The following is a 13,607-nucleotide window of genomic DNA, read 5'->3' as shown; positions in this document are numbered from 1 at the left end:
GGTGCACAACTGACGACGGGACTGCCTCGCACGCGGTGCCTCCCGCGCCGGCCGACATCCCGCTGTCGGATCTACGGCCTGCGCCCCCACGCCGAGATCATCGGGGCCGTGGCCAGATCCATGGTGCCGGAGGCGACGTTCGTCAGGTGGCGGTCGATATCGGCGTCCGTGGCGAGGCCCGCGGTGACGAGCTGGTCGCGGATCTGACGGATCGTCGCGGATTCCAGGGCGGCACAGGCGGGTGAGGCGACCGGGAAGTACGCGTCGGCCTCCACACCGCGCAGTCCGGCCTCACGCAGCAGGCGCGGCAGCGTGCGGCCGTACGCAAGGTCGGCGCCCCGGTCAGCGAGCAGTTGGCGGAAGCCGGTGCGCAGCCGGTTCGCCAGCTGCTGGTCGGGGCCGTACTCGTCGGGGCAGGTCAACGGCTGCAGGGCAGGGTCGGCGTCCTCGATCAGGAGCCGTCCGCCGGGACGCAGGGCCTTGACCATGGAGCGCAACGCCCGTTCCCGGTCCGGCACATGGACGAGGACGAGCCGGGCGTGCACCAGGTCGAACCCCTCCCCCGGCGGCTCGTGGGCACCCACGTCATGGACCCGGATCTCGACGGGAGGCCGGGCGGCCGGGGCGAGGCGCGAGATGTCGATGTCGGTCGCGACGACCTTTCCCGTCGGACCGACCTTCTTGGCCAGCCATGACACCACGGAGGTGCCACCGGCACCGACCTCCCAGCAGCGCCAGCCGGGTCCGATGCCGAACGCTTCGAGGTGCCGGAACGTCGTGGGGTCGAAGAGGGCGGCGAAGGCGGCGAAGCGCTCGGCCGCCTCGCTCTGCCGGTTGTCGAGAAGGTATCCATCGCTTCGCGTCATGCCGTGATCATCCCATTCGCTCTACTTGCCCGGTTCGCCGACGCTCCGGTAGGACGATCCGGTCGGAGACGCCCCTGCCCACTCTTCGCCGCCACGTCGCAGGCGGCGCCAAACGTTGTCCACAGCCGGGAACAAAGCGGAATTGGCTGTTCCCACAGGCCCGCCCAACAGTCCGGCGGAGCTGGCAAACTGGCACGCCAGGGCGCAGAAATGCGGCGCGGAGATCCACGCGAGGAGATCCAGATGGCGATGGCAGGGAATCTGCGGAGGGTGACGGGCCTCGGCAAGGTCGGTGGCCTGCGCAGAGTGGCGCGGCTGGCCCGGCGGCGCCCGCGCGTCGACCTGAGCCATCCCGCCCGGTCCCCGCTGGGTTCCTCGGTGGTGAACTGCGTGACCTACCGGGACGGCACCCGGGATCTCGCCGGCGGCGATCTGGTCGACGCGGTGCAGCGGGTGCGCAAGCACGGCGACGGTTTCGTGTGGCTCGGCCTCCACGAGCCGACGGACCAGGAGTTCGCGGGTATCGCCGAGCTCTTCGACCTGCATCCGCTGGCGGTCGAGGACGCGATCGAGGCCCACCAGCGCCCGAAGCTCGAGCGCTACGACGAGACACTGTTCGCGGTGTTCAAGACGGTCTGCTACGTCGAGCACGAGGAACTCACGGCGACGAGCGAGGTGGTGAACACCGGCGAGATCATGGTGTTCGTCGGCCGGGATTTCGTGATCACCGTACGGCACGGACGGCACGGCTCGCTGGGCCCGCTCCGTGAGGAGCTGGAGTCCGACCCTCAGCAACTCGCGCAGGGTCCCGCGGCGGTGCTGCACGCGATCGCGGACCATGTGGTCGACGACTATCTGAGCGTCACCGACTCGGTGCAGGGGGACATCGACGAGGTCGAGACGGCGGTGTTCGCGGAGAACGGCGCGCGGGTCGACCCGGGGCGTATCTACCAGCTCAAGCGCGAACTCCTCGAACTGAAGCGGGCCGTGGTGCCGCTCGGCCGCCCGCTCGAGGATCTCGCCACCCGGCCGATACGGGTGGTCGATCCGGAGATACAGGCGTATTTCCGCGACGTCTCCGACCACTTGCTGCGCGCCAAGGAGCAGATAGCCGCCTTCGACGAGCTGCTCAACTCGATCCTGCAGGCGCATCTGGCGCAGGTCACGGTCGCGCAGAACGAGGACATGCGGAAGATCACGGCATGGGCCGCGATCATCGCCGTACCGACCATGGTCTGCGGGGTGTACGGCATGAACTTCGAGCACATGCCGGAGCTGCACTGGCAGTTCGGCTATCCCTTGGTCATGGCCGTGATATCCGTCGCCTGTCTGACGCTGTACCGCGGCTTCCGGCGCAGCGGCTGGCTCTGAGCGGCGTCCTGCCCGAGGTGATCGAGCGGGTCAGCGTGTGGGGGTCGTCCTCGCGTAGACGGACTCGGCCCAGGTGGCGATCTGGTCCTCCGTCAGATGCTGGGCCAGATCGGCCTCGCTGATCATGCCGACCAGGCGCTTGTTCTCGATGACGGGGAGCCGGCGGATCTGGTGCTCCTGCATCTCGTGGAGTACGTCGCTGACATCGGCGTTCGCCGCGATCCAGCGCGGGGTGCCCTGGGCCATCTCACCGGCGGTGACCTTGGCCGGGTCGCGGCCCATGGCCACGCAGCCGACGACGATGTCGCGGTCGGTGAGGATGCCGCAGAGCCGGTCGTTCGAGTCGCCGATGGGCAGGGCTCCGACGTTGAGCTCGCGCATCAGCTGGGCGGCGCGGTCGAGGGTCTCGTGGGCGGGGATCCACTGGGCGCCACGGTGCATGATGTCTCCGGCGGTGGTCATGGGCGTACCTCCCGATGCCGGACGGCCGGCGCGGCGCGGAACGCACCGCTAGTCCCGGCGCCCTCATTCTCGCCGTGCGGCCGGGCGGATGCACCCGGAACGTCGGGATGACGTTCGAGCGCGGGCGGCAGGCGTCGGACCAAGCGCTTCGCCCATAAAACCGAGGGCTTCGCGCATACACGCGAGATGTGTGCCCGGTCAGCCGCTCCAGGCCGGATGCCGGGGGTCGTCGGCGCGGACCAGGACGTCGGCCGTGGCGGCGGGGTCGGTCTCGTCGTCGTAGCGCTCGAAGGCGGGGAGGGTCCACTGCTCGGCTTCGGGAGTGCGGCGGCGGAGGGCGCCGGACGTGAGGCGGACGTGGACGGACAGGTCGAAGGGGAACCAGTGGCGCAGCAGGAGGGGACCGTGGAGCAACAGGACGCCGCCGGGCGGGAGTTGGACATAGGGACTGCGGGTGGCGCGGTCGGTGGCCGGGTCCCACAGGTCGGGCAGGACGCGGCCGTCGCCGGAGGGTTCGAGGGGGCCGAAGACCTCGCGCCATACGGCGCCGGTGTCGAACCAGCCGTTGTAGTAGGCCTCGACGTCCCGGTGGCCATATTCCAGACGCACGGAGGCAGGGCGCAGAAAGCCCTCCATGCCCACGACGAGTGAGGGGCGGCCGCGTATGCGCAGTGCTTCACAGACGCGTTCGGCCAGGTCTCCCGGGCGGGCGGCCGGGGCGCCGTCGAAGGCGATGCGGGGCCACGGGCTGCCGTCGGCCGTCTTCAGATCGAGCAGCCGCTCGGCCAGGAGATCGCCGAGCCGCTCCCAGGTGATCGCTTCGAGTCGCACACGCCCATGATGCGCCCGTCCCCGGTCGGCGGTGACGGGGGGCGGGAAACCGGCGTGGATCGCGGGTCACCGGCGGGAAGGAAGCGCGTATGGCACCCCTCGCAACGTCCGTGCACCGCGCCGGACTTCTGGTCTTCCAGCCGATCAAGAGACGGAACTGCTCCGCATGCCATCGCGGGCCGCTGCCGATGCTCGTCATGGAGGAGGGCGCGCCGCGGTGTCTCGACTGCGCCGACCTCGGGCATCTGGTCTTTCTGCCGAGGGGCGACACGGCGTTGACGCGCAGGTCGCGGGAGGAGAGTGGGCTGTCGGCGGTGGTCGTGCGGTTCAACCGGCGCCAGAGTCGGTATGAGCGGCAGGGCGTACTGGTCGAGGAGGCGGCGCTCGCGCGAGCGGAGCAGCGGTGTCTGGTGGACGCGGAGGCACGGCGGCGGCGCCGGGTGCGGGACGCCGCGCGGCGGGCGGCGCAGGATCTGCGGTTCACAGAGGCGTTCGCGGGCGAGATACGGCGGCTGTTTCCCGGCTGCCCGCGGGAGCGGGCATGGGAGATCGCGGCGCATGCGTCCGTGCGGGGCAGTGGGCGCGTGGGGCGGAGCGCGGCGGGGCGGGCGCTGTCCGAGGGGGCGGTGACGTCGGCGGTCGTGGCGTCGGTGCGGCATGTGGACACGCCGTACGACCAACTGCTGATGAGCGGGGTTCCGCGGCATGAGGCGCGGCGGCGGATCGCGGCGGATGTGGAGGCGCGGCTGGGGGCCTGGCGAGCGGTGGGGGTGGTCTGAGGTCGGCCGACTGCTCCGAGTGAGTGCCTGGCTCTGGACTCTCGCGTATGTCGTCGCGCGCATGGGCCATGGTCACTGATCTCGTACGGGATTTCACTTGTGGTGACGGAAGGTGCCGGGCAGGTCTCGGCCGACGTGGGAGTGGGTGTTGAGATGACGATCGACGGGCCGTACTTCGTGCTCACGGTGCTGGGTGTGGTGGGCACCGGGCTGGTGGCCGGGGTCTTCTGCGCGTTCTCGACCTTTGTGATGCAGGGGCTGGCCGCGCTGCCGCCCGCGCAGGGAATCGCCGCGATGAAGGCGATCAACGTGACCGCGCTGCGCCCGGCCTTCATGCTGGTGTTCGTCGGCTCCGCTGTGCTGTGCGCGGTGATCGCGGTGGTGACGTTCGTGCTGTGGCCGGACGAGGGCACCGTGGAGTTGCTGGTCGGCAGTGCGCTGTATCTGTTCGGATCGTTCGGGCTGACGATGTTCGCGAACGTGCCGCGCAACGAGGCGTTGATGAAGCTGGACGCCGGCACTCCGGAGGCGGCGGCGTACTGGCCGACGTATGTGCGCGAGTGGACGGCCTGGAATCACGTCCGCATGGTCGCGTCGGCCGGCGCGGCGGTGGCGTATGTGCTGGCCATCGCTTGAGGGAGCCCGTGCCTCAGCGCGGGAAAACTCAGGAGAAAGCGCTGTCCGGCCCTCTGCGGGCGTGGCCGGAGGGACGTATCGTGGCCGAAAGAGTGCCGCCCGATGACGCACGGCCTGTCACACGCGTATCTGAGGAAGACGGCCATGGCCGATCCGAAGGGTTTCCTGACCACGCCTCGCGAGGAATGGCCCCGCCGGCCCGTCGAGGAGCGGGTCCGGGACTGGGACGAGGTGTATGTCCCCGGGGCGTTGCTGCCCATCATCAGCAAGCAGGCTGACCGCTGTATGGACTGCGGGATCCCGTTCTGCCACGAGGCGTGTCCGCTGGGCAATCTGATCCCGGAGTGGAACGACCTCGTCTCCCGGGAGGACTGGCGGGCGGCCGCCGACCGGCTGCACGCCACCAACAACTTCCCCGAGTTCACCGGCCGGTTGTGCCCGGCGCCCTGCGAGGCGGGCTGTGTGCTGGCCATCAACCAGCCCGCGGTCACGATCAAGAACGTCGAGTGCGCCATCGCCGACCGGGCCTGGGAGGAGGGGTTCGCGCCGCCGCAGCCGCCGGACCGGCTCTCTGGGCGGACGGTCGCGGTGATCGGGTCGGGGCCCACCGGGCTCGCCGCCGCACAGCAGTTGACGCGGGCGGGCCATACGGTCGTCGTGTACGAGAAGGACGACCGGCTGGGCGGGCTGATGCGGTACGGCATCCCCGAGTTCAAGATGGAGAAACGGCATCTGGAGCGGCGGCTGGAGCAGATGCGGGCCGAGGGCACGAAGTTCCGTACGTCGACGGCGGTGGGGCGGGACGTCGGCGCCGCGGAGCTGCGGGCGCGGTACGACGCCGTCGTGATCGCCACGGGAGCGACCGCGTGGCGTGAACTTCCCGTACCGGGACGGGAGTTGGCCGGAATACAGCAGGCCATGGAGTATCTGCCGTTGGCCAACCGGGTGTGCGAGGGCGATCTGGAGTCCTCGCCGATGTCGGCGGCCGGGAAGCATGTCGTCATCGTCGGTGGCGGGGACACCGGAGCGGACTGTCTGGGCACGGCGGTGCGTGAAGGCGCCGCGTCCGTCACGCAGTTGGACATCTACACCCAGCCGGGCGCGGAACGGGACGACGATGCCGAGCCCTGGCCCACGTATCCGAAGATCTACCGGCTGTCGGCCGCGCACGAGGAGGCCGGTGAGCTGCGGACGGCGCCGGCGGCGGATGCGGACGCACGGTTGTTCGCGGCGTCCACGCTCCGCTTCACCGGCGACGAGAGTGGGCATGTGCGGTCACTGCATCTGGTCGAGGTGGACGCGGGGCGGCGGCCGGTGCCGGGCACCGGGCGGAGGCTGCCCGCCGACCTTGTGCTGCTGGCCCTCGGGTTCTCCGGGCCCGACCGGGGGGACGGGCTCGTCGACCAGTTGGGGCTGACGATGGAGGCCCGGGGCACGGTCGCGCGGGATGCCGGCTTCGCCACGAACGTCCCCGGCGTGTTCGTCGCCGGGGACGCCGCGCGGGGGCAGTCGCTGATCGTGTGGGCGATCGCGGAGGGGCGGGCGGTGGCGGCGGCCGTCGACCGTCATCTGACGGGGAGTTCGCGGCTGCCGGCGCCGATCGGGCCGTATGACCGACCGATGGCTGTGTAGGCGCTGGGCACAAGGGCCACGGGTGCCAGGGGTGCCATGTGCCATGGGTGCCATGGGTGCGGTTCAGCGTTCGTCCGTGCCCGCCACCTTCCCCGTCGACAGGGCCACCCGGTTCCACGTGTTGATCGTGAAGATCAGGGCGAGCACGTGGGCGAGTTCCTCGTCGTCGAAGTGGGCGGCTGCCTCCGCGTAGACGTCGTCCGGGACGCCTCCGTCGGCGATCAGGGTGACCGCTTCGGTCAGGGCGAGGGCGGCTTGTTCCTGTGGGGTGAAGAAGTGCCGGGCCTCGCGCCAGACCGGGACCATGTGCAGCCGGTCCTCGCTCTCGCCGGCCTTGCGGGCGTCGTTGGTGTGCATGTGGAGGCAGTACGCGCAGTGGTTGAGGTGGGAGGCCCGGATCTGGATGAGCTCGACGAGGGCCGGGTCGAGGCCCTCGCGGGCGGCGGCGTCGAAGCCGATGAGGGCGCGGAACACCTTCGGGGCGGTCTTCGCGAAGTTGATGCGGGTTGTCGTCGTGTGCGTCGTGTCCGTCGTCGTGTTCGTCGTCATGCGCATCAATCTATGGAGCCGAAAGACCGGCTGTAGGGTGCATTTCCATGACGGAATCGTGGGTCAATTCCGCGGAGCGCATCGGCGCCGACCTGCATCTGGAGCTGTCGGGACCGGGCGGGCGGCGGGCCGCGCTGATCCGGGCGCTGCGCGATGCCGTGCGCGGTGGACGGCTCGCTCCGGGCACCCGGCTGCCGCCGTACCGTTCGCTCGCCGCCGATCTCGGCGTGGCCCGGAACACGGTGGCCGACGCGTACGCGGAACTCGTCGCGGAGGGCTGGCTCACCGCCCGTCAGGGCTCGGGCACGCGGGTCGCCGCCCGGGCCGAGCCCCTGCGACACGCCGAGCGGGTGCCCATAAAGGCACCTCCACGCGCGCGTGGACCACGGCACGACCTCAGACAGGGCGCCCCGGACGCGTCGGCGTTCCCGCGCGCGGCCTGGCTGGCCTCCTATCGGCGAGCCCTCCAGCAGGCGCCGAACGAGGTGTTCGGGCCCGGTGATCCGGCCGGGCGGCGCGAGCTGCGGGAGGCGCTCACCGAATATCTGGCACGCGCGCGTGGCGTACGCACCGAGCCGGGCCGGATCGTCGTCTGCTCCGGTTTCGCGCACGCCCTCCGGCTGCTCTTCGGGGGCGGCGTGCTGCGCGGACCGGTGGCGGTGGAGGCGTACGGACTGGCCTTCCACCGGGAACTGCTCCAGACGGCGGGGGCCCGGACCGTGCCGCTCCCCCTGGACGACGACGGCGCCCGCGTCGACCTGCTGGCGCGCGAGCGTGCGGTCCTGCTGACGCCCGCGCATCAGTTCCCCACCGGCGGACCGCTGCACGCCGAGCGACGGGCCGCCGCCGTCGACTGGGCACGCGCGCGTGGCGGGGTGGTTCTGGAGGACGACTACGACGGGGAGTTCCGCTACGACCGCAAGCCCGTCGGCGCCGTCCAGGGCCTCGACCCCGAGCGGGTGATCCACATCGGCTCGGTGAGCAAGAGCCTGTCGCCCGCGCTGCGGCTGGGCTGGATGGTGCTTCCGGAGCGGTACATGGGCGCCGTGCTCGAGGCCAAGGGCGAGCGGGAGGGGTGGGCGAGCGTTCTCGACCAGCTGAGCCTGGCCGACTTCATCGTCTCCGGGTCGTACGACCGTCATGTGCGGCGTATGCGGCAGCGGTACCGGAGCCGCCGTGACCGGCTCGTCGCGGCGCTGGCCGAGCACGTGCCGCACATCGAGGTCACGGGTGTGGCGGCCGGACTGCACGCCGTGCTCAGACTGCCGCCCGGCACCGAGCGGTCCGCCGTCAAGGCCGCCACCTGGCAAGGCGTCGCGCTGGACGGACTCGCCGAGTTCCGGCACCCGGAGACGGACATGCCGGCCGCCGACGGACTCGTCGTGGGCTACGCGACGCCCTCGGAGCACGCGTACGGGGCGGCGCTGGACGCGCTGTGCGGCGTATTGCCATCAGCGGACTGAACTCCCGTCGCCTGGCTGAGCCGGTCGCGGAATCCCGTCATCGAATCCACATATGACCGGAATATGACTCATGCCTGTCATGTTGGACAACAGAAGTGGGATCCTTGATCCCAGGAGGCGCGTCGTTGCCGTCGCCGGATCTCGATCCGGTCCCGACAGGGAAGCGCCCCATCCTTCGTTCCGCCGTCAGGCGCAGGGCCACCCCAGCGCGTCCCCCCTGTTGGCGGCCGGTCCTGGAGGGTGTTCGATGACGACGATCGACGAACGTCACGGAGATGGTGCGCGGGGTGGGGAAGAGCCCCGGGTCGAGGTGGCCCTGAGCCCCGTCGAGGCCTGCGGCCCGGCCGTGATCGCCCTGGAGCAGCCCACCGCCGCACTGTCCCGGCTCACGGGTTCCAAAGCTGCGAACCTGGCCCGCGCGGCCCGCGCCGGCCTGCCGGTACTCCCCGGCTTCGTGATTCCCAGCAGAGCGGGCGACGACCCGGTAGCCCTGCGAGAGGCCTGGCAGAGGCTCTCGTACGGCGGCACGCGCCCCCTGGTCGTACGGTCCTCCTCTCCGCAGGAGGACACCGAGGAGTCGTCCCTGGCGGGCCAGTTCGACTCCGTACTCGACGTACGCGGCTGGCGGGACTTCCGTACGGCCGTACAGACCGTGCTCGATTCGGCGCACCGGCCCGACGGGTCCACGGCGCCCATGGCGGTGCTGGTGCAGCCCATGCTGACGGCCCGGGTCGGCGGGGTGGTGTTCGGTGCCGACCCGGTCGAGGGGCGGGCCGACCGCATGCTGGTGAGCGCCGTGCTCGGCGGCCCCGACAGCCTGGTCAGCGGGGCGCGGACGGGCACCGATCACTGGCTGAGCAGGAGCGGACGGGTACGGCGCACTCAGGCGCCGGAGGGCGGTTCGCCGCTCACCCGGACCGAGTTGTTCCGGCTGGCGCGTCTCGCGCGGCAGGCACGGCAGGTGTTCGGCGGGCCGCAGGACATCGAGTTCGGGTTCGACGAGGACGGGCGGCTGTGGCTGTTCCAGAGCCGGCCGATCACGGCGATGGCGGCACGGCCCGCGCCCGGGGCGCGGCTGCTCGGGCCCGGGCCGGTCGCGGAGACGTTGCCCGGCCAGTTGGAGCCGCTGGAGGAGGACTTGTGGGTGGCGCCCATGTCCCGCGGGCTCGCCGCCGCGCTCGACATCGGGGGCAGCGCGCCGCGCCGGCTGTTGCGGACGACGCCGGTGGTCACCACGGCGGGCGGACGGGCCGCCGCCGACCTGCGGCTGCTCGGCGCGGTTCCGCCGAGGCACCGGTGGCTCGCGCTGCTCAACCCGGCACCGGGGGCGCGCAGGCTCGGCGCCGCCTGGCGGGTGGGCCGCCTCACCTCGGCGCTGCCCGGCCTGGCGACCGACCTGACGGCCGACGTCGACCGCCACCTCACCCAGCTCCCGCCACCCGCCTCGCTGTCCACGCCCGACCTCACGGCCGAGCTCCGCTGGACCCGCGCGGTCCTGGTCTCCCTGCACGCCCAGGAGGCCCTCTCGGGCGCCCTCCTGCCCGAACAGACCAAGGCCCGCACGGCGGCGGGCGCGGCCCTGACCGCCCTCGCGGCGGCCCGCGCCCGAGGCGTGCCGGACGACCGCGTCGCCGCGTCGGATCCGGTGGTACTGGCGCTGACGGCGCCGAGTCTGCGGGGGAACGTCCGGCTTCCGGGTCAGGTGGGGCCGGCGGGCTCGGGGATCAACACGTACACGACAACAGACAGCCGCGTGACAGCCAACGGTCACCCCGCACCCGAAACCACCCGCCCAGCAACCCCCCACCTCCCACCCCGCGAAGCCCTCCGCCTCCGTATCCGCTGGGTACAGGAGCTCCAAGTCCGCCTGGTCCGCGAAGCGGCCCGGCGACTCGGCCTGGACGTGGAGCGCGTCGGGCTGCTCCGCTGGCCGGAGCTGACCGCCGCCCTCGACGGGGCCGCGCTCCCGGCCGATCTGCACGACCGGGTGCCGCAGGCTCAGTCGCCCCCGCTGCCGGACGCGTTCCGGCTGGCGGACGGCGGGGTGGTCGTCGCCGAGCGGAGCGGCCGTGGCCGGCGCCGTGGCGAGGACGGCGCACGGGGCGTGTCCGCGGGGCGTGCGGTCGGCACGGTCTGGGACGGGACCGGCGCCCGGCCGCCGGACGCGGTGCTCGTCGTACGGATGCTGGACCCCGCGCTCGCGCCGCTGCTGCCCCGCCTCACCGGACTGGTCGCGCAGACCGGCAGCCCGCTGTCGCATCTCGCGGTGCTGGCCCGTGAGCTGGGGCTGCCCGCGGTGGTCGGCGCCACCGACGCCGTACGCCGCTTCCCTCCCGGCACCCGCCTCACCGTCGACGGGACGACCGGAGGCGTCGACACCTGGGAGGGACCATGAGGCGGATCGCGTTCGTCTTCGGGGCCCTGGCCGCCGCGGGAGCCGGGACCTACCTGGTCGTGTACCTGTACCGGTGGCAGTGGCAGCGCGCCATCCTGTCCGGGGTGCTGCTGCTGATCGTCGAGGTCATGCTGCTCGGCATCGTGATGCTGGGCCGGCTGGCCCGGATCGAGGAGCGGGTACGGGACACCGACCGGCGGCAGCGGGAGCTGACCGCGCGGCAGGAGGACGTACTGACCCGCCTGCGCGCCGGCGCGCCCGAGCCGGAGAGCAACGGCCGCTTCCGCTGGCTGGACGACCCCGCCGAGCGGACGTACGTCTTCGTGCCGGTCCTCATGGTCGCCGGTGTCGCGCTGTCCGGGCTCGCCTGGGTGGTGCAACGGGTGTCGACGGCGACGTCCCGTCCGGCGGAGCGGCGGCTCGCGGGGCGGGCGGCCGTCCTCAGCGCGCCAGGCCCGGACGTCGGTGACGACCTGGAGGATCTGCCGCCGCCGGGCACGAGGCGCGCACAGGCGGGTACGGCGCGTATCGCCACCGTCATCGTCGTCGGCGTCGCGCTGCTCGCCGCGCTCGTCGTGGGGCTGGCCGACCTCACCCAGACCCGGGCGGAGCCGGAGCGCACCGGCAGGGCGACCTCCGTGCTCTTCCAGGTCGACACGCGCGACGCAGTCATGACAACCGAGCGCCGCTCTCTCGCCGCCCAGCAGCTCTGGGAGCGGTGCCGGGACTCCACCTCCATCCCCCTGCACCATGCGACCCTCGGCGACCTGGGCGACGGACTGTTCGCCGGAGCCGTACGGCCCGCGCTCGGCGAGCACGACCGGATGCGGCTGCGCGGCTGCCTGGAGGACACGACGCTCGACCGAGCCCGCCTCACGGTGGTCGGCATCGGCGACGCCGATATGCACGATGACTGAGATATAGAGCACAAAAACGGACATATCGAACAGATGATCACAGGCCCGGGGTTACGATGCCAAAGCGCCCTCGTCCCCTAGTCCCCCTGGTCGCCCATGGCTGTCATCACCGCAACCCTGCCCCGCCCTGCCCACCGCAAGCGCCCGCTGTCGCGGCGCGCACTGCGGATCCTGCTCGGGGTCGTCATCGGCTACCTCGTCCTCTGGGCCGCCGGCGCGGGAGGCATCCTGGGCCTGTCGTACTGGGCGAAGGCCGAGACCCCCGCGCCTGCGGGAACCCGCAGCGTCCAGGGCGTCCACAACTTCCAGCCGGTCGACCCCGACGGCAAGCTGTGGCGGGGCGCCGCCCCCTCCCCCGCCGGATACCGCGCGCTGGCGGGCATGGGCTTCACCACAGTCGTCGACCTGCGCGCCGAGGACCTGAGCGCGGCCCAGCTCTCCGAACCCGGCAAGGCCGGGCTGAAGGCCGTACACCTGCCCATCCGGGACGGACAGACGCCGACGCCGAAGCAGGTGCAGCACCTGTTCAGCATCGTCTCGAACGCGTCCGGCCCGGTGTTCGTGCACTGCGGTGCCGGAGTCGGCCGTACGGGCACGATGGCGGCGGCCTACCTCGTGCAGACCGGCGAGGAGTCGTCGGCACAGGCGGTCCGGCGCAACCTCGCGGTCGGACCGCCGTCGATCGAGCAGATCTACTACGGCCTGAACCTCAGCCCCAACAAGGCGGAGCAGCCGCCGCTGCCGGTCGTGGCCGTCAGCCGTGTGGTCGACGCACCGCGCCGCATCGCGTCCTGGTTCTGAACCGCCCGCCGCTCTCAAGGCTTGCGTTGAACCCGCCCGATGCCCTTACGGCTTGCGCCCCACCGCCCCGTACCCGGGAATGACCCCGTCGTCCTGCCCGGGCACCGGCTCGCCCAGCTCGGGGTGCCACTGGTGGGGCACCTCGACGCCGGGCTCGACCAGTTCGAGGCCGGCGAAGAAGCGGGCGAACTCCTCGCGGGAGCGCAGGGCCAGGGTCACGCCCGCGGCCTTCATCTTCTCCACCGCCGCCTTCGACTCCTCCGGAGTGAAGTCGGCGGTGGCGTGCGTGACCGTCAGGAAGCTGCCGGACGGCAGCTCGGACAGCAGCCGGCCGACCAGTTCGTGCGCGCCGTCCTCGTCGGAGACGAAGTGCAGCAGGGCGACGAGGGAGAGCGCCACGGGCCGCGTGAAGTCGAGAACCTTCCTGGCGCCCTCGATGATCGTGTCCGGGTCGCGGACGTCGCCCTGGAGGTACTCGGTCACCCCCTCGTCCGTGCCGCGCAGCAGGGCCTCGGCGTGGGCGAGCACGATCGGGTCGTTGTCGCAGTAGACGATGCGCGCGTCGGGCGCGATGCCCTGCGCGATCTGATGGAGGTTCGGCTCGGTCGGTATTCCGGTGCCGACGTCCAGGAACTGCCGTACGCCGTGCTGGGCCAGCCAGCGGGTGGTCCGGTGCATGAAGGCGCGGTTGACCCGTGCCATCACCGGGACCCTCGGGTCGAGGGCGAGCATCTGACGGCCCATGGCCTCGTCGACCGGGTAGTTGTCCTTGCCGCCGAGATACCAGTCGTACATCCGCGCGGGATGCGGCTTGGTGGTGTCGATCTCGACGGCGTTGCGGCCGGTGTCCTGCCCGGTCATGCGGCACCCCGTAAGTGTGTGAGACGGAAAGTGATCAAGTCAGC

13 protein-coding genes are annotated in these 13,607 nt (G+C 71.8%); 8 read left to right on the top strand and 5 right to left on the bottom strand.

Annotated features, from left to right (window positions below; all coding sequences use genetic code 11):
• Positions 1 to 71: 71 nt before the first annotated feature.
• The gene (locus OG828_RS36830; RefSeq protein ID WP_328503606.1) at positions 72 to 866 is read right to left on the bottom strand and encodes a methyltransferase domain-containing protein; all 795 of its coding nucleotides are present in this window, start codon (positions 864 to 866) and stop codon (positions 72 to 74) included.
• Between the two features lie 243 nt (positions 867 to 1,109).
• Between OG828_RS36830 and OG828_RS36825 the strand changes: the two genes are divergently transcribed.
• A complete protein-coding gene (locus tag OG828_RS36825) occupies positions 1,110 to 2,237 on the top strand; it encodes a magnesium and cobalt transport protein CorA (protein WP_328503605.1) in 1,128 nt (375 codons plus the stop codon).
• 30 nt (positions 2,238 to 2,267) lie between these two features.
• Here OG828_RS36825 and OG828_RS36820 read toward each other — a convergent pair whose 3' ends face one another.
• Both OG828_RS36820 and OG828_RS36815 read right to left on the bottom strand, forming a co-directional pair.
• The gene (locus OG828_RS36820; RefSeq protein WP_210575877.1) at positions 2,268 to 2,699 is read right to left on the bottom strand and encodes a CBS domain-containing protein; all 432 of its coding nucleotides are present in this window, start codon (positions 2,697 to 2,699) and stop codon (positions 2,268 to 2,270) included.
• Positions 2,700 to 2,897: 198 nt separating this feature from the next.
• Positions 2,898 to 3,530 (bottom strand): uridine kinase, encoded by a 633-nt coding sequence (locus OG828_RS36815; protein ID WP_328366628.1) that lies wholly within the window; start codon positions 3,528 to 3,530, stop codon positions 2,898 to 2,900.
• Between the two features lie 89 nt (positions 3,531 to 3,619).
• On the opposite strand from OG828_RS36815, the gene OG828_RS36810 reads away from it, so the two are divergent.
• The 3 genes from OG828_RS36810 to OG828_RS36800 all read left to right on the top strand — a co-directional run bounded on the left by OG828_RS36810 (position 3,620) and on the right by OG828_RS36800 (position 6,577).
• Positions 3,620 to 4,309, top strand: a complete 690-nt coding sequence (locus tag OG828_RS36810) for a DUF2293 domain-containing protein (RefSeq protein ID WP_328503604.1) — start codon at positions 3,620 to 3,622, stop codon at positions 4,307 to 4,309.
• Positions 4,310 to 4,462: 153 nt separating this feature from the next.
• Positions 4,463 to 4,945: an anthrone oxygenase family protein gene (locus OG828_RS36805; protein ID WP_328503603.1), complete on the top strand. Its 483-nt coding sequence runs from the start codon at positions 4,463 to 4,465 to the stop codon at positions 4,943 to 4,945.
• Positions 4,946 to 5,089: 144 nt separating this feature from the next.
• The gene (locus OG828_RS36800; RefSeq protein ID WP_328503602.1) at positions 5,090 to 6,577 is read left to right on the top strand and encodes a glutamate synthase subunit beta; all 1,488 of its coding nucleotides are present in this window, start codon (positions 5,090 to 5,092) and stop codon (positions 6,575 to 6,577) included.
• Between the two features lie 63 nt (positions 6,578 to 6,640).
• Here OG828_RS36800 and OG828_RS36795 read toward each other — a convergent pair whose 3' ends face one another.
• Positions 6,641 to 7,126 carry a carboxymuconolactone decarboxylase family protein gene (locus OG828_RS36795; RefSeq protein ID WP_328503601.1) on the bottom strand — a complete coding sequence of 162 codons (486 nt, stop codon included), beginning with the start codon at positions 7,124 to 7,126 and terminating at the stop codon, positions 6,641 to 6,643.
• Positions 7,127 to 7,173: 47 nt separating this feature from the next.
• Between OG828_RS36795 and pdxR the strand changes: the two genes are divergently transcribed.
• The 4 genes from pdxR (at position 7,174) to OG828_RS36775 (ending at position 12,702) form a co-directional block, all read left to right on the top strand.
• Complete coding sequence (gene pdxR / locus OG828_RS36790; RefSeq protein ID WP_328503600.1) at positions 7,174 to 8,589, top strand: MocR-like pyridoxine biosynthesis transcription factor PdxR; 1,416 nt, start codon at positions 7,174 to 7,176, stop codon at positions 8,587 to 8,589.
• 247 nt (positions 8,590 to 8,836) lie between these two features.
• The gene (locus OG828_RS36785) at positions 8,837 to 10,984 is read left to right on the top strand and encodes a PEP/pyruvate-binding domain-containing protein (protein WP_328503599.1); all 2,148 of its coding nucleotides are present in this window, start codon (positions 8,837 to 8,839) and stop codon (positions 10,982 to 10,984) included.
• Positions 10,981 to 11,901 carry a hypothetical protein gene (locus tag OG828_RS36780; protein ID WP_328503598.1) on the top strand — a complete coding sequence of 307 codons (921 nt, stop codon included), beginning with the start codon at positions 10,981 to 10,983 and terminating at the stop codon, positions 11,899 to 11,901. The genes OG828_RS36785 and OG828_RS36780 overlap by 4 nt, the downstream gene beginning before the upstream one ends.
• A gap of 96 nt (positions 11,902 to 11,997) precedes the next feature.
• Positions 11,998 to 12,702 carry a protein-tyrosine phosphatase family protein gene (locus OG828_RS36775; protein WP_328366604.1) on the top strand — a complete coding sequence of 235 codons (705 nt, stop codon included), beginning with the start codon at positions 11,998 to 12,000 and terminating at the stop codon, positions 12,700 to 12,702.
• A 45-nt stretch (positions 12,703 to 12,747) separates the two neighbouring features.
• Here the strand turns inward: OG828_RS36775 and OG828_RS36770 are convergent, their stop codons facing one another.
• On the bottom strand, positions 12,748 to 13,563 hold the full coding sequence (locus OG828_RS36770) for an SAM-dependent methyltransferase (RefSeq protein WP_328441186.1): 816 nt from the start codon (positions 13,561 to 13,563) through the stop codon (positions 12,748 to 12,750).
• Positions 13,564 to 13,607 lie beyond the last annotated feature (44 nt).

Origin of the sequence: Streptomyces sp. NBC_00457, from assembly GCF_036014015.1 — a bacterium.
Lineage (GTDB): Bacteria > Actinomycetota > Actinomycetes > Streptomycetales > Streptomycetaceae > Streptomyces.
This window is presented reverse-complemented; position numbering and strand designations above follow the sequence as displayed.

Bases quoted from the DNA above. Each gene is read 5' to 3' on its own strand.
- OG828_RS36830 (WP_328503606.1), bottom strand. From the start codon at position 866: ATGACGCGAAGCGATGGATACCTTCTCGACAACCGGCAGAGCGAGGCG.
- OG828_RS36825 (WP_328503605.1), top strand. From the start codon at position 1,110: ATGGCGATGGCAGGGAATCTGCGGAGGGTGACGGGCCTCGGCAAGGTC.
- OG828_RS36820 (WP_210575877.1), bottom strand. From the start codon at position 2,699: ATGACCACCGCCGGAGACATCATGCACCGTGGCGCCCAGTGGATCCCC.
- OG828_RS36810 (WP_328503604.1), top strand. From the start codon at position 3,620: ATGGCACCCCTCGCAACGTCCGTGCACCGCGCCGGACTTCTGGTCTTC.
- OG828_RS36805 (WP_328503603.1), top strand. From the start codon at position 4,463: ATGACGATCGACGGGCCGTACTTCGTGCTCACGGTGCTGGGTGTGGTG.
- OG828_RS36800 (WP_328503602.1), top strand. From the start codon at position 5,090: ATGGCCGATCCGAAGGGTTTCCTGACCACGCCTCGCGAGGAATGGCCC.
- OG828_RS36795 (WP_328503601.1), bottom strand. From the start codon at position 7,126: ATGACGACGAACACGACGACGGACACGACGCACACGACGACAACCCGC.
- pdxR (WP_328503600.1), top strand. From the start codon at position 7,174: ATGACGGAATCGTGGGTCAATTCCGCGGAGCGCATCGGCGCCGACCTG.
- OG828_RS36785 (WP_328503599.1), top strand. From the start codon at position 8,837: ATGACGACGATCGACGAACGTCACGGAGATGGTGCGCGGGGTGGGGAA.
- OG828_RS36780 (WP_328503598.1), top strand. From the start codon at position 10,981: ATGAGGCGGATCGCGTTCGTCTTCGGGGCCCTGGCCGCCGCGGGAGCC.
- OG828_RS36775 (WP_328366604.1), top strand. From the start codon at position 11,998: ATGGCTGTCATCACCGCAACCCTGCCCCGCCCTGCCCACCGCAAGCGC.
- OG828_RS36770 (WP_328441186.1), bottom strand. From the start codon at position 13,563: ATGACCGGGCAGGACACCGGCCGCAACGCCGTCGAGATCGACACCACC.